Below are 14,789 nucleotides of genomic sequence, written 5' to 3'. Positions count from 1 at the left end.
ATGGAAACAACAGGAGAACACCGATGACCGACAACAATCCGTCCTGCATTTCACATGTTTCGCTCGGCACGAACGACTATCGACGCGCCAAGCATTTCTATGAGACCGTCCTGGCCACCATTGGCTGCAAGCTCATCATGGAACATCCGGAGGCTGCGGCATTCGGGAAAAGCTTTCCGGAATTCTGGATCTGCGCGCCGCATGACGGGAAACCAGCCACCATTGGAAACGGCGTGCATGTGGGATTCATGGCGAATTCAAAGGCTGAGGTTGATGCCTTTTATCAGGCGGCCATCGCCCATCACGCTGCACCCGATGGCAAACCCGGCCCGCGTCCCGAGTATGGAGAACCCTTTTACGGGTGTTTCGTCCGAGATCCTGACGGCAACAAGATCGAGGCGGCCTTTTGGGACATGGAACTGGCTGCCAAGCTCGGCCAAGGCTAAGCCGAATCAACGTTTTCTCACCGGCCTCTCAGGGCCATCCAGATGCCGCCGCCCATGAGGAAGCAGCCGCTGGCGATTTCAAGCGCCCTGATGCGTGAACGCGACAGGAAAGACCCCGCCTTGCCCGCCATGAGTGCATAGGCCGTGTCTCCGACCGCGGCGATCGCCATGAAGGTGAAACCGAGCAGGACAATCTGCTGCATCGGATCGCCGCCGGGCGTGATGAACGGCGGGATCATCGCTCCGAACAGAACCAGCATCTTGGGGTTGGAGATGATGACGATGAAGCCCTGCAGGAAGAAGCTGCCCTTGGGCCGCGCCCTGTCCACCGCTATTGCAAGATCGCCCTTGGAGCGGAACAACTTGATCGCCAGCCACACGAGGTAGGCCGCGCCCGCATAACGGAGCACATCGAACCAGATGCCCATCAGCTGGATGGCAGCACCGAGTCCCAGTGCCGCAACGGCGAGCCAGATGACGAACCCGGCTTGCGTTCCAAGCACATTCATCATCCCGGCACGCGAACCGAAGCGCAGGCTGTTGGCGATGATGACTGTCACAGTGGGGCCCGGCACGAAGGCCAGCGCAGCGGCGGCGGCACAGAATGCGAGAAAGGATTCGAGCGTCATGTGAGTGACTCCAGCGAAGGCCAAGCTAGCCACAGACCGGCCACCACAAGCAAGCCCCCGGAAAGAAAGTCGATCAGCGTCAACCTGCCGCCCGACAGGAACTGCCGCGCCTGCCCGGCCAGCACGGCAAGCAAGCTTCCCGCGATGGCGCTGACGGCGATGAAGATGGCGGCAAGCGCCAGAATTTGAGGAGCCGCGGGTTGTTGAGGATCAACGAAAGGCGGCAGGAACGCCGCGAGGAACAGCAGGACTTCCGGGTTGGCGACGGCGACCAGAAATCCATCTCGGAAGAGTTCGCCCGTAGGGTTCTCACCATATGAAGTCAGCCGCCCGGCGGACCTCAACCGGCTGACGCCAAGCCAGATGAGATAGATAGCACCGCCCAGCCTGATCCAGTCGAACCAGTTCCGCATGGTCTCGGCGATCCACGACAAACCGAAGCCGACGATGGTCAGCAGGAGCACGAAACCCAGGACGTTTCCGCCGACGGACACGAGGCCGCCGCGCACGCCATAGCCGACCGAATTCGCCACGATCACCGACATGGCGGGACCGGGCTTGAGAAACAGCAGCGAACAGGCGCCGGCGAAAGCGAGGAGAATTTCGGGGGCCATCAGCCCTCGCTGCCTTCCTCTTCCTCCGTGATGTGCTCGACGGAAACCACATGCTCGTCATCCGCCACGTCGATGACGATGACGCCTTGCGTGGAGCGGCCCGCCTTGCGGATGTCGTGGACGGGGCAACGGATCAACTGGCCGCCGTCGGTCACCAGCATGATCTGGTCGCCGTTCTCGACCGGGAAGCTGGCCACCAACGGCCCGTTGCGCTCGTTCACCGCCATGGCGACGATGCCTTTGCCGCCACGTCCCGTCACGCGGTACTCGTAGGACGACGTGCGCTTGCCGTAGCCATTGGAGGACACCGTGAGGATGATCTGCTCGGCGGCCCCCAGTTCCACATAGCGCTCCTGGCTGAGATTGGTTTCGGCGGCTGCCTCTTCGTCGGCACCCGATACAGCCTGGTCGGCTTCCTCGCCCGCAACGGCGCGCGACATCTTGATGAAGGCCGCACGTTCCTCCGGGGTTGCCTCGACATGGCGGAGGATCGACATCGAGATGACGTGATCGCCCTCCTCCAGCCTGATGCCGCGCACGCCGGTTGAATCGCGGCCCTTGAACACACGGACATCGCTCACTTCAAAGCGTATGCACTGGCCTTGCGCGGTGGTGAGCTGCACATCGTCCGCATCGGTGCAGATCTCGACGCCGGCGATCATGTCGCCCTCGTCGAGCTTCATGGCAATCTTGCCGGCGCGGTTGATGCTCTCGAAGTCCGACATCTCGTTGCGGCGGACGGTTCCCGACTTCGTCGCGAACATCAGCTGCATGGTGCCGCCGTTCGAGCCTTCCTCAGGCATCGGCAAAATGGTTGTGATGCGCTCGCCCTGTTCCAGCGGAAGCAGGTTGATGAGCGCCTTCCCCTTTGATTGCGGATTGCCGACGGGCAGACGCCACACCTTCATGCGGTAGACCATGCCGGCGGACGAGAAGAACAGGATCGGCGTGTGCGTGTTGGCGACGAATAGCTTGGTGACGAAATCCTCGTCCTTCGTCTGCATGCCCGCGCGCCCCTTGCCCCCGCGGCGCTGAGCCCGGTAGGTGGAGAGCGGCACGCGCTTGACGTAGCCAGCGTGGCTCACCGTCACCACCATGTCCTCGCGCTGGATGAGGTCTTCATCTTCCACCTCACCGTCGTTCTCGACGATGACGGTGCGGCGGGGCGTTGCGAACTCGGTCTTGATGGCGGTGAGCTCGTCCTTGATGATCGTCATCACGCGCGCGCGTGAGCGCAGGATTTCGAGATAGTCGGCAATCTCGGTGGCGAGCTTTTCGAGTTCCTCGGCGATCTCGTCGCGGCCAAGGGCGGTGAGGCGTGCGAGGCGCAGTTCCAGAATGGCGCGGGCCTGTTCATCCGACAGGCGATAATTACCTTCGGGCGTGAGAGTGTGGCGCGGATCGGCGATGAGCGCGATCAGCGGCGCCATGTCCTTCGCCGGCCATTCGCGACCCATCAGCGCTTCGCGCGCCTCTGCCGTGTCCTTCGATCGACGGATGAGGGCTATGACCTCGTCGATGTTGGCAACCGCGATGGCAAGGCCCACCAAGATATGCGCGCGGTCACGCGCCTTGGTGAGCAGGAACTTGGTGCGGCGGGTGACCACTTCCTCGCGAAAGGCGATGAAGGCCTGCAGCAGGTCCTTCAGGTTCATCAGTTCGGGGCGCCCACCGGTGAGGCAGACATTGTTGATGCCGAAGGTCGATTGCAGCGGCGTGAAGCGATAGAGCTGGTTCAGCACGATGTCGGCCATCGCGTCGCGCTTGATCTCGATGACGACGCGCATGCCCTGGCGGTCGGACTCGTCACGAATGTCGGAAATGCCTTCGAGCTTCTTCTCGCGGACAAGGTCGGCGATCCGCTCGATCATCATCGCCTTGTTCACCTGATAGGGAATCTCGGTGACGATCAGGGCCTCGCGGTCCTTGCGGATCTCCTCGGTGTGGACCTTGGCGCGCATGACGACAGAGCCGCGCCCGGTATGGAAGGCCGACTTGATGCCGGTGCGGCCGAGGATCAAGGCGCCGGTGGGAAAATCCGGCCCCGGCATGATGTCGATCAGGTCGTCAATGCCGACTGCGGGATTTTCCATCACCGCAATGCAGGCGTCGATCACTTCGCCCAGATTATGCGGCGCCATGTTGGTGGCCATGCCGACCGCGATGCCGCCGGAGCCATTGACAAGCAGATTGGGGAAGCGCGCGGGAAGGACCGTCGGCTCGCGTTCGGAATTGTCGTAGTTGGGCTGGAAGTCGACGGTGTTCTTGTCGATATCGTCGAGCAATGAATGCGCGACCTTCGCCATGCGGGATTCGGTGTAACGCATGGCCGCCGGCGGATCTCCGTCAACCGAGCCGAAATTGCCTTGGCCGTCGATCAGCGGAAGACGGAGCGAGAACTCCTGCGCCATGCGGACGAGCGCGTCATAAATCGACTGGTCGCCGTGCGGGTGATACTTACCGATGACGTCGCCGACGATGCGAGCCGACTTGCGATAGGGCTTGTTCCAGTCATAGCCGTTCTCGTTCATCGAGAAAAGAATGCGGCGATGCACCGGCTTCAGTCCATCGCGCACGTCGGGTAGCGCGCGGCTCACGATCACGCTCATGGCGTAGTCGAGATAGCTTTTGCGCATTTCCTCTTCGATGGAGATGGGCGAAATCTCGGAGGGGTTGACGGGCGCGGGCGCACCCTTCTGGTCGTCGTTATCGGCCACTGAAAACCTTCTCAAACCTCAGTCGAAAACCGCACGGAATCGGGGCTCCGGACACGACGATTCGGCGGTCTTCCCAATCTAGGATGGGAGCCCCGCCGATACAACGAAAACAGTTGATTTTCCGGCGAAAAATGCCCGACCGGAAATGCTTCGCAAGGGCTAGAACGGAACCTCGTCGTCCAGGTCGCGGGCAAAGGTCTGGGACTTGCCGGGAGCAGCCGCGCGCGGACGGCCCATCGGGCTCGACTGACCGAACTCGTCGCCACCCATCGGGGAGGAACCCTCGCCCGATCCGGGACGTCCGCCGATCATCGTCAGCACGCTGTTGAACCCCTGGAGAACGACTTCCGTCGAGTACTTCTCGACGCCGTCCTTGTCGGTCCACTTCCGGGTCTGCAACTGGCCTTCGATATAAACCGTCGAGCCCTTCTTCAGATATTGCTCGGCCACCTTGGCAAGGCCCTCGCTGAAGATCACGACCCGATGCCACTCGGTCTTTTCCTTGCGTTCGCCAGAGTTGCGATCGCGCCAGGTTTCAGACGTGGCGATGCTCAGATTGACAATCGGCTTGCCATCTTGCGTGTGGCGGACTTCCGGGTCCTTGCCCAGATTACCCACCAGAATGACCTTGTTCACCGATCCTGCCATGACACCAACTCCTGTGATTGCGGGCACCCTAGTCAAAGCCGCGCATGGGTACACCTGCGGCGGGCACCTTATCCACACGATGTATAGTTCGCTTTTTGTTCTGCTTCAAGGCATATATGATCGCCAAAACGGAGGTTCCCCATGCTGAAAACCATCGAAACGGCCGATGCCCCCAAACCCCTCTCACAATACGCCCAAGGGATCGAGGTCGCCCCGGGCAGCCGCATCGTGCACGTCTCAGGCCAAGTGGGTGTCACCGTCACAGGTGAGATTCCGACTGACGTGGCCCGCCAGCACCAACTCGCCTGGGACAATGCCCTGGCCGTTCTGGCGGCGGCCGGCATGGACCACACCCACATCGTCGATGGCCACGTCTACATCACCGACCGCGCACATCTCGGCATCTACCGGGAGGCGCGCGACCGCATGCTGAAGGGCCACAAGCCCGCCGCAACGCTTCTGGTCGTTGCAGGACTGGCGGATGAGCGGCTGGTGGTGGAAGTCGATCTGGTGGCTGCGGCACCGGCGGCATAAATCTGTTCCATATCCCCGATGCCGGAAGATCCCGGAGTCAGGTCATCTGAAAACTGTTTTGGGACATGCCGTTTGAAACAGCCTCGCAGGCGGCTGGGCCTGTGGCAGCGGCCCCGGCCACATGAGCCGGAGCCGCTGAAAACGGTGCGCCTCAGCGGCGGCCGAAGAATCCGAACAACGCAGAACGCTTGACATTGACTCGCTCCTTCGCAGGTGCAGCATTCTGCTTCGAGTCGTGTGACTGCATCATGGCAGTCGAGTAAACGTTTGAATATGTGTCGACAATCCAGTTCATAGTGTATCTCCTTTGGCCCTCAAGGGCTTCTGTTCAATGACTGCAATATGGTCTTTTCGCTCTTGCAACACAAACGGCAATAACCTACGGTACCTGTAACAAAAACTCACAGGGTTGAAACATGGGGCGCCGCCTCCCCTCACTCAATGCGCTCAAGGCCTTCGAAGCCGCCGCCCGGCTGGAAAGCTTCACCGATGCCGCCGCCGAGCTTTTCGTCACCCATGCGGCGATCAGCCGGCATGTCCGCGACCTCGAGGAATGGCTCGGTACGCAACTCTTCATCCGCACCGGACGCGGCGTCGACCTGACGGACGCGGGCGAGCGTTATGCCTCCCGGCTCACGCCCCTGTTCGACCAGTTGGCGGAAGCAACGCGGGAGGCCGCCGCCGTGGGCGATGTCCGCCAGCTGAAAGTCACCGTCGAGCCCTCCATCGCGTCTCGCTGGCTGGTGCCGCGGCTGGGACGCTTCAACGATCTCCATCCCGATATCGAACTCTCGATCGACCCCAATTCCAAGCTGGCGGATTTCCGCTCCGGCGAGGCAGATGTGGGGATTCGCTATGGCGCCGGCAACTGGGATGACGTCGAGGCGCTGAAACTCACCGACGCCGTGATCTTTCCGGTGGCCGCTCCTGACCTGCTCAAGGGCAAACAGCTGAAGCCCGCCGATCTCGCGGACTACAACCTGCTCCATGAATCGCGCAAGCAGTGGTGGGCAGACTGGCTGGAGGCGGCCGGCGTGACTGGTGTCGAAGACTGGCGCGGCACAGTGTTTCAGAACCACCTCGCCATCGAGGCCGCCGAAGCCGGTCAGGGCTTTGCCCTGAGCGACCAGATCCTTTGCACCGATGCGCTGCTTGAAGGCTGGCTGGTGCGGCCCTTCAATTTCGACATGCGCGACCACTGGCACTACTGGATCGTACGCGGCAAGGGCATGAAGGAAACGGTCACCGCACGGGCCTTCCGTGAATGGCTGATGAGCGAAATCGCGGATACCAACAAGAAATTCGCGCAATTGACCGGCCAGCGCCTGCCGACCGTTGCGGCCAAGCCCGCGACCGCATAGCGTTTCCCGAAGTTTTTACGGATTCGAGACGGATGCCCCGCAAGAAATACGACTGTTCCAAGTGCCCCGGTTATTGCTGCTCCTACCCGGTCATCGAAGTGAAGGACCGCGACGCACTTCGGATCGCCAAGCATTTCGGCGTGACGCTCGCCGCCGCCGAGAAGAGGTATTTCAAGGCCGCCCACGGCTACAAGCGGGTGCTGCGCCGCAAGGCCGACGAGCACTATGGCAAGATCTGCCAGTTCTTCGACCAGGAGAAGCGCTGCTGCGGAATCTACGAGGCCCGGCCTTCAATCTGCCGCGTGTTTCCCGGCGAAGGCCGCTGCGGCTACTACGACTTCCTCACCTTCGAGCGCGATGGACAGGAAGACGAGACATTCATTTCCACGACCGACCATTCGGCGAATTGACCGTCGTCTCTCTCACTGCGCGGGAAAATATACGCCCCGCTTTGCCAGAAGTTCGAAGCGCCACGCCAGAAGCGAGGCGGTGAAGGCGAGGCCGATGGCGAGGCCTGCCCACATGCCGGGTGCGCCCCAGCCGAAGGTGAAGCCGAAGAGATAGGCCAGCCCCATGCCGACGATCCAGTAGCCGAACCCGGCGATGACCAGCGGCACGGTCGCATCCCTCAATCCGCGCAACGCATGGGAGGCAATGACCTGCAAGCTGTCGAAGACCTGGAACACGGCGGCGATGATCAGCAGGATGGCGACCAGCGCCGCGATTTCAGCGTAGCGCGGGTCGGACGGATCAAGGAAGATGCGCGACACGACACCTGGTGCCAAAACCGGGATCAGCACCAGCACAAACGGCACGGCGACACCGATGACCATGCCCAGATTGCCGGACTGACGGGCGGCCGCCGGATCGTCGGCACCGATGTAATAGGCTACGCGCACCATCGCGGCCTCCGAGATTCCAAGCGAGATGACGAAGGGAATGGCGATCCAGCCCATCACCATCTGGTAGGCCGCAAGCTCTACAGGCCCCATGATTCCGGAAAGAAGAGCCGTTGCTGCGAACAGGCCGGACTCCAGCGCCACAACGCCAGCCACCGGGAAACCGAGCCGCATGAGGGGAAAATAGGCCCTCGCCCCGCCCCTGCTCCAGCCGCGCGCGGCAAGCTTCTGGCGGCGCACCAGCCACAGCGTATAGGCGGCAAGGCAGAGGCACTTGAACCACATCGAGATCGACCAGGCGAGACCGGCGCCACTGATGCCCAGTGCCGGCAGGCCATAACCGCCGTGCACTAGACCCTGCATGAGAATGTAGTTGAGGACCACCGTGAAGATGGTGATGCCCATGACGAAGCCCGTGCGCATCATGGCGGCTGCGAAACTCCGGAGCACGCCGAACCAGATGATCGGCAGCATGGCGAAGGCAAAGTTGAAATAGTAAGGCGCCGACATGCGGATCACCTCGGCATCCTGCCCGAAGGCATTCAACACGAGATCGAGATTGAGAACGACCGCCGTCACGATGACCCCGAGGATGCTCGAAAGGATCAGTCCACGGATCAATTCGGGCAGCGCATCGCCCTTGCGACCCGCGCCAATCGCCTCCGACACCAGCACGCCGACGACGGAGAAGAAGCCCATCAGCACGATGCACATCTGATACGAGAGGTCGGTCGAGATGCCGGCGGCGGCAAGTTCAAGCGCGCCAAGTTGGCCAACCGTCATCTTCGCGGTCACGACCATGAGCACGTCCGCCAGATAGGCAAAGACGAGCGGCAACGCGATGACGAGAAGCGTCTTCGCTTCGGCAAGCCGGGTCGGTTTCAAGATTGTGGTCCTCCGGCGCCCCGCTTATCTGCTTCGGCCACCACGGGCAAGGCAGGCGCTCAGGCGTTCTCGCGCACGAAGCCGGTGATTTCACCGAGGAACACATCGGCGAACTGCTGCAGCTTCGATTCACCAACGCCATGGACCTCGCCGAAGTCCCAGCGCGTCAAGGGGCGCTTGGCGGCCATGTCGATCAGGGTCCGGTCTGAGAAGATCACATAGGCCGGGACCGAGCGCTGGCGGGCGAGCTTGGCGCGGAGTGCCTTCAGGCGCTGCAGCAGCTCGTCCAACACGCCGCCTTCGGCCACTGCCGTGATCATGCGTTTGGCCCGTTCCGCCTTCTTCGAGCGCGGCATCACATCGAGCCTGTGCCGGAACGCGCCCTCGCCCTTCATCAGCGCGCGGCCCTTGGACGAAATCGAAATCCCTCCATACCCCGCAACGTCGATCGTCAGGAAGCCGCCGCCCACCATCTGGCGGATCATCGACTGCCAATGCTGGCGGCCATGGGCGCGGCCGATGCCGAACACAGGATGATCGGTATGACGAAGTTGCGTGGCTTTCTCATTCTCCTTGCCGGAGAGAACGTCGCTCACATGGCCGGCCCCGAAGCGCTCACCCGTTGCCGTCACGGCCTCCAGCACCCAGAGCGCTTCCGCCGTTCCATCGACCAGTTGCGCGGGGTCGAGACAGACATCGCAATTGCCGCAGGGCAGAGACTCCTCGCCGAAATAAAGAAGGAGATTCTGCCTGCGGCACTCGGGCGCCTCGCAATAGGCGACCAGCGCGTCGAGGCGCTTGTGCTCTCGCCGCCTCCGTTCCTCGCCGCCCTCCTCCTGGTCAATGAACTGGCGGCGCATGCGGATGTCGCCCAGGCCATAGACCATCTGGGCATCCGCCGGATTGCCGTCGCGGCCCGCCCGTCCGATCTCCTGATAGTAGGCATCGAGGGACGAAGGCAGGTCGGCGTGGAAGACGAAGCGCACGTCTGGCTTGTCGATCCCCATGCCAAAGGCGATGGTGGCGCAGACGATGATGCCCTTCTCCGCCATGAAGAGGTTCTGCGCCTCGGCACGGTCGTCCGCACTCATGCCGGCGTGATAGGCGATGGCGCGATAGCCCTTGGACACGAGGTGTGCTGCGAGTTCCTCGGTCGACTTTCGCGACAGCGCATAGACGATGCCCGACTGGCCCTTGCGTCCATCGAGGAAATCCAGAAGCTGCTGCTTGGGCGTCGCCTTCGGTTCGACGCTCAGGCGGATGTTCGGGCGGTCGAAGCCGGAGACGAACATCTCCGCATTCCCGCCGAAGATCTTCTGCACGATGTCGCGGCGAGTGACCTCGTCGGCGGTCGCCGTGAAGGCACCGATGGGAATGCCCGGAAAGACTTCCTTCAGGCTTTGCAGCATGTCGTACTCCGGCCGGAAGCTCGCCCCCCATTGCGAGATGCAATGCGCCTCGTCGATGGCGATCAGGCGGATATCGAGCTTCTGCAACGCCGAGATCATGCGCTCGGTCATCAGGCGCTCGGGTGAGAGGTAGAGAAGCGTGACTTCGCCCGAGGCCACCTTGCGCCAGATCGAGACGTTGTCCTCGCGGGTGAAGGACGAATTGATGCTTTCGGCCGCCACGCCCGCAAGCTTCAGGGCGGCCACCTGGTCCTGCATCAGAGCCACCAGCGGCGAGACGACGATGGACAGCCCCCCCTTCACCAGCGCCGGCACCTGATAGCACAGCGACTTGCCCGAGCCCGTCGGCATCACCGCCAGCACGTTCCGCCCGTCGAGCAGCGTATCGACGATCTCCTCCTGCCCCGGCCGGAAGGTCTCGTAGCCGAAGGTCTGGCGCAGAACGTCGTGCTTGGTCACTTGGGCATTTGTCCTCAATCGATGCGAGCTTTAGCTGCCTCCGCCTGATTCGTGGAAGTCACGCCCACTGACGTCCTGCTTGCTGTTCTCTTCGTTGCGATGATACATGCGTTCCCTGCCGGGAGCGGGGATCGCGATGCTCAAGCTGGTCGCGTGAGTGCCAAACACCATGTGCGAGATTTCGCTACGGAACTTTTTCCGATGAAATGTTCCGATCTCATGGCTAAGCTGCTCCAATGGGTGGCGAGTGGTCAGCATTCTCGATAAGCATGGCGATCCTTGTCATGGCGATCCCCGTAATGCCAGGATTGGCCTTTTGGGCGTACCTGCTCTGGCCCATGCTGAACAAAGTTGGCAGAGATGGAGGCCTTGGCCCGACTCGAACTGTTCTTTTACAGCTCATTCCGGCTTACGTGATGGCCGCAGCGATTGTGTATGGCCCAAGTATTCTCGTTTTGTTGAACCCTCCACTCGCGATGCTGACGGCTCTGGCATTGTTATTTTTTTCCTGAAATTCCTTTGGCTACCACTACTTATCGGCTCGGCCATGGGGCTTGCAATTGTTCTTTCATGGAAGCTCTATTGCAAGTCTTGTCCATCACTGGTCTGGTCCATTGGGAGCAATGCGACAGTCGCCACGAGCCTGCTTGTGGCAGCCTGGTGGTCGAACCATCAACAGTCGGAAGCCTTGGCAGCGATGCAGCCGGATTGCGTGGTTCGGTTTTCATTCTGGCATTCCTTGGGCATCAAGGGCGAAGAGTTCCAATTCGATCTTCATCTGATGGCCTTCAAAGACGGCCAGCTCTTCGGCTGGAGTTACCGGGAAATGAAGCTGTATGTCGTTCCGCCTGATAGCGCCATCAACAACGGGACTTTGGCCTATTGCCAGCAATTGAGAGGCAATACGTAGGTAAACCCGTCTCCAGACGAGCCGTTGCGAAAACGGTCGGTACGCGACATGCTTCCCGATAGGTGTGGACGTCCGGGTCAGTCGCCCTGCAGGTAGCACGGATTGATGCGGGCTTCGAGCGCTTAGGCATTGCCTTTTGTCAGTGAATCCGAAACATCAGGGTGCAAGCTGGAGCCTTCTAGCAACCCGATGTCGTTCACCGCTTCCGTGGTTGAGACAAGCAGGCACAACATGGCAAGGCTGCGCAGGAACATGTGGATACCTTCGAACTGCTGACACCCGCTGACCGTATCTGCTGACATAAACCCCGTCCATCCTTGCCCCCGTTCTCCTTTTGGTCTAGTCAACTGCCATGCCAGAGCACAAGAAAGTTCTCTCCATCCAGGGTGCGCGCGAGCACAACCTGAAGAATGTCTCGATCGACCTGCCGCGCGACAAGCTGATCGTGTTCACGGGCCTCTCCGGCTCGGGCAAGTCATCACTAGCCTTCGATACAATCTATGCCGAGGGCCAGCGCCGCTATGTGGAATCGCTCTCGGCCTACGCCCGGCAGTTCCTGGAGATGATGCAGAAGCCGGACGTCGACCAGATCGACGGCCTGTCGCCCGCCATCTCGATCGAGCAGAAGACGACCAGCCGCAACCCGCGCTCCACGGTCGGCACCGTCACCGAAATCTACGACTATATGCGCCTGCTCTTTGCGCGCATCGGTGTTGCCTACTCGCCTGCAACCGGCTTGCCCATCGAGAGCCAGACGGTCACGCAGATGGTCGACCGCGTGATGACGCTGCCGGAGGGCACGAGGCTCTATCTGCTTGCGCCCATCGTTCGCGGGCGCAAGGGCGAATACCGCAAGGAACTGGCCGAACTTCAGAAGAAGGGCTTCACCCGCGTGAAGGTGGACGGCCATTTCCACGAGATCGACAGCGTTCCAGCCCTCGACAAGAAATTCAAGCATGACATCGACGTGGTGGTGGATCGTCTTGTGGTGAAGGACGATATTGCGACACGCCTCGCCGACAGTTTCGAAACGGCGCTGAAACTTGCTGACGGATTGGCGGTTGCGGAGTTTGCCGACAAGCCCCTGCCCGCCTCGCAAACCTCCGAGGACAGCGCCAACAAGTCGAAGAACGAGACGCATGAGCGCTTGCTGTTCTCCGAGCGTTTTGCCTGTCCCGTATCGGGCTTCACCATCGACGAGATCGAGCCGCGGCTGTTCTCGTTCAACAACCCGTTCGGCGCCTGCCCCAAGTGTGACGGCCTCGGAACCGAGCTTCATTTCGAGCCCGAACTGGTGGTGCCGGATGCAAGCCTCTCGATGCGGGAAGGCGCCATCCTGCCATGGGCCAAGACCGGCAATACGTCACCCTATTACAACCAAACGCTCGAGGCGCTGGCCAAGCACTACAAGGTGTCGATGACGACGCCGTGGAAGGACCTTCCGAAAAAGGCACGCGAGGCGGTTCTGTTTGGCACGGGTGAAGATGAAATCGCCATCACCTATGACGACGGCATCCGTGCCTACAAGACCAAGAAGCCCTTCGAGGGTGTCATCGGCAACATCGAGCGGCGCTGGCGCGAGACCGATTCCGACTGGATGCGCGAGGAACTGTCCAAGTACCAGTCCGATCACCCTTGCAGCACGTGCAACGGCTATCGCCTCAAGCCGCAGTCGCTGGCCGTCAAGGTGGACCGCAAGCACATCGGCGAAATCTCGGCCATGTCGATCCGCGAGGCGAATGCCTGGTTCGGCGCGCTGCTGGCAAAGCTGAAGCCGAAGGATCAGGAGATCGCGGCCCGCATCCTGAAAGAAATCCGTGAGCGCCTTCAGTTCCTCGTCGATGTGGGGTTGGACTATCTCAACCTGTCGCGCACTTCGGGCACCCTTTCAGGCGGTGAGAGCCAGCGCATCAGGCTGGCTTCACAGATCGGCTCTGGCCTCACCGGCGTTCTCTATGTGCTGGACGAACCATCGATCGGCCTGCACCAGCGCGACAACGCAAGGCTTCTGGAGACTCTCGTCCACCTGCGTGACCTCGGCAACACGGTGATCGTGGTCGAGCATGACGAGGATGCGATCCGGCTTGCGGACTACGTGGTCGACATCGGCCCGGGTGCCGGCATTCATGGCGGTGAAATCATCGCGCAAGGGACGCCCGCCGAGGTTATGGCAAACCCGAAGTCCCTGACCGGGCAGTATCTCACCGGTCTTCAATCCGTGCCCGTGCCGGGGCTTCGCCGCAAATGGGAAAAGGGCCGGTCGATCCGGGTCAAGGGTGCTCGCGCCAACAATCTCAAGAACGTCTCGGCTGAAATTCCGCTGGGCGTCTTCACCTGCGTGACCGGCGTTTCGGGCGGCGGCAAGTCCACGCTGCTCATCGACACCGTCTACAAGGCCGCCGCGCGCAAACTCATGGGAACCCGGGAAGCGCCTGCCGAGCATGACCGCATCGAGGGGCTGGAACTTCTCGACAAGATCATCGACATCGACCAGAGCCCCATCGGCCGCACGCCACGCTCGAACCCTGCGACCTATACGGGCGCCTTCACGCCCATCCGTGACTGGTTCGCGGGGCTCCCCGAAGCCAAGGCGCGCGGCTATGAGCCGGGGCGCTTCTCCTTCAACGTGAAGGGCGGACGTTGCGAGACGTGCCAGGGCGATGGCGTCATCAAGATCGAGATGCACTTCCTGCCCGATGTCTACGTGACCTGCGACGAATGCCACGGCCACCGCTACAACCGCGAGACGCTGGAGATCAAGTTCAAGGACAAGTCCATCGCGGATGTCCTTGATATGACTGTGTCAGAGGGCGCCGACTTCTTCCGCGCCGTGCCTTCAGTGCGCGACAAGATGGAGACGCTGGAACGCGTGGGGCTGGGCTACATCAAGGTCGGCCAGCAGGCGACGACGCTTTCGGGCGGCGAGGCGCAGCGCGTGAAACTTGCCAAGGAACTCTCAAGGCGGGCCACGGGGCGCACACTCTACCTGCTCGACGAGCCGACGACGGGCCTGCACTTCCATGACGTGAAGAAGCTTCTCGAAGTGCTTCATGAGCTGGTGGATCAGGGCAATTCGGTGGTCGTCATCGAGCACAACCTCGAAGTCATCAAGACCGCAGACTGGATCATCGACCTGGGGCCGGAAGGCGGCGACGGAGGTGGCGAAATCGTCGTGGCCGGAACGCCGGAAGACGTCGCCCGCGACAAGCGCAGCTACACCGGTCACTATCTCAAGGACGTGCTGAGGCGGGCGAAGAAAGAGGCGGCGGAGTGATGCG

Annotated in this window: 13 protein-coding genes; 6 read left to right on the top strand and 7 right to left on the bottom strand. The window is 61.5% G+C overall.

From position 1 onward, the window contains the following. The first annotated feature begins 23 nt into the window (after window positions 1-23). On the top strand, window positions 24-446 hold the full coding sequence (locus tag ACEW8Q_RS07890) for a VOC family protein (RefSeq protein ID WP_373503507.1): 423 nt from the start codon (window positions 24-26) through the stop codon (window positions 444-446). A 17-nt stretch (window positions 447-463) separates the two neighbouring features. Here ACEW8Q_RS07890 and ACEW8Q_RS07885 read toward each other — a convergent pair whose 3' ends face one another. The 4 genes from ACEW8Q_RS07885 to ACEW8Q_RS07870 all read right to left on the bottom strand — a co-directional run bounded on the left by ACEW8Q_RS07885 (window position 464) and on the right by ACEW8Q_RS07870 (window position 5,054). Then, window positions 464-1,075 carry a LysE family translocator gene (locus ACEW8Q_RS07885; protein ID WP_373503506.1) on the bottom strand — a complete coding sequence of 204 codons (612 nt, stop codon included), beginning with the start codon at window positions 1,073-1,075 and terminating at the stop codon, window positions 464-466. Continuing rightward, window positions 1,072-1,689 (bottom strand): LysE family translocator, encoded by a 618-nt coding sequence (locus ACEW8Q_RS07880; protein WP_373503505.1) that lies wholly within the window; start codon window positions 1,687-1,689, stop codon window positions 1,072-1,074. Before ACEW8Q_RS07880 ends, ACEW8Q_RS07885 begins: the two co-directional genes overlap by 4 nt. Then, window positions 1,689-4,406, bottom strand: a complete 2,718-nt coding sequence (gene gyrA / locus ACEW8Q_RS07875) for a DNA gyrase subunit A (protein WP_373503504.1) — start codon at window positions 4,404-4,406, stop codon at window positions 1,689-1,691. Before gyrA ends, ACEW8Q_RS07880 begins: the two co-directional genes overlap by 1 nt. 159 nt (window positions 4,407-4,565) lie before the next feature. Next, window positions 4,566-5,054 carry a single-stranded DNA-binding protein gene (locus ACEW8Q_RS07870; protein WP_373503503.1) on the bottom strand — a complete coding sequence of 163 codons (489 nt, stop codon included), beginning with the start codon at window positions 5,052-5,054 and terminating at the stop codon, window positions 4,566-4,568. A 141-nt stretch (window positions 5,055-5,195) separates the two neighbouring features. On the opposite strand from ACEW8Q_RS07870, the gene ACEW8Q_RS07865 reads away from it, so the two are divergent. The 3 genes from ACEW8Q_RS07865 (at window position 5,196) to ACEW8Q_RS07855 (ending at window position 7,359) form a co-directional block, all read left to right on the top strand. Then, entirely contained in the window at window positions 5,196-5,588 is a 393-nt protein-coding gene (locus ACEW8Q_RS07865) for a RidA family protein (protein ID WP_373503502.1), read from the top strand. A gap of 416 nt (window positions 5,589-6,004) precedes the next feature. Next, a complete protein-coding gene (gcvA, locus tag ACEW8Q_RS07860) occupies window positions 6,005-6,949 on the top strand; it encodes a transcriptional regulator GcvA (RefSeq protein ID WP_373503501.1) in 945 nt (314 codons plus the stop codon). A 32-nt stretch (window positions 6,950-6,981) separates the two neighbouring features. Beyond that, complete coding sequence (locus tag ACEW8Q_RS07855) at window positions 6,982-7,359, top strand: YkgJ family cysteine cluster protein (protein WP_373503500.1); 378 nt, start codon at window positions 6,982-6,984, stop codon at window positions 7,357-7,359. Between the two features lie 12 nt (window positions 7,360-7,371). Here ACEW8Q_RS07855 and ACEW8Q_RS07850 read toward each other — a convergent pair whose 3' ends face one another. Continuing rightward, the gene (locus tag ACEW8Q_RS07850; protein WP_373503499.1) at window positions 7,372-8,733 is read right to left on the bottom strand and encodes an MATE family efflux transporter; all 1,362 of its coding nucleotides are present in this window, start codon (window positions 8,731-8,733) and stop codon (window positions 7,372-7,374) included. Window positions 8,734-8,792: 59 nt separating this feature from the next. Beyond that, window positions 8,793-10,601: a DNA helicase RecQ gene (recQ, locus tag ACEW8Q_RS07845; protein WP_373503498.1), complete on the bottom strand. Its 1,809-nt coding sequence runs from the start codon at window positions 10,599-10,601 to the stop codon at window positions 8,793-8,795. A 247-nt stretch (window positions 10,602-10,848) separates the two neighbouring features. Between recQ and ACEW8Q_RS07840 the strand changes: the two genes are divergently transcribed. After that, complete coding sequence (locus ACEW8Q_RS07840; RefSeq protein ID WP_373503497.1) at window positions 10,849-11,511, top strand: hypothetical protein; 663 nt, start codon at window positions 10,849-10,851, stop codon at window positions 11,509-11,511. A 122-nt stretch (window positions 11,512-11,633) separates the two neighbouring features. On the opposite strand, the gene ACEW8Q_RS07835 is transcribed toward ACEW8Q_RS07840, so the two are convergent. Next, window positions 11,634-11,813: a hypothetical protein gene (locus ACEW8Q_RS07835; RefSeq protein WP_373503496.1), complete on the bottom strand. Its 180-nt coding sequence runs from the start codon at window positions 11,811-11,813 to the stop codon at window positions 11,634-11,636. A gap of 50 nt (window positions 11,814-11,863) precedes the next feature. On the opposite strand from ACEW8Q_RS07835, the gene uvrA reads away from it, so the two are divergent. Beyond that, window positions 11,864-14,785, top strand: a complete 2,922-nt coding sequence (gene uvrA / locus ACEW8Q_RS07830; RefSeq protein ID WP_373503495.1) for an excinuclease ABC subunit UvrA — start codon at window positions 11,864-11,866, stop codon at window positions 14,783-14,785. The last annotated feature ends 4 nt before the right edge of the window (window positions 14,786-14,789 follow it).

The sequence above is a fragment of the Aestuariivirga sp. genome, assembly GCF_041738905.1.
Taxonomy (GTDB): Bacteria; Pseudomonadota; Alphaproteobacteria; order Rhizobiales; family Aestuariivirgaceae; genus Aestuariivirga.
This window is presented reverse-complemented; position numbering and strand designations above follow the sequence as displayed.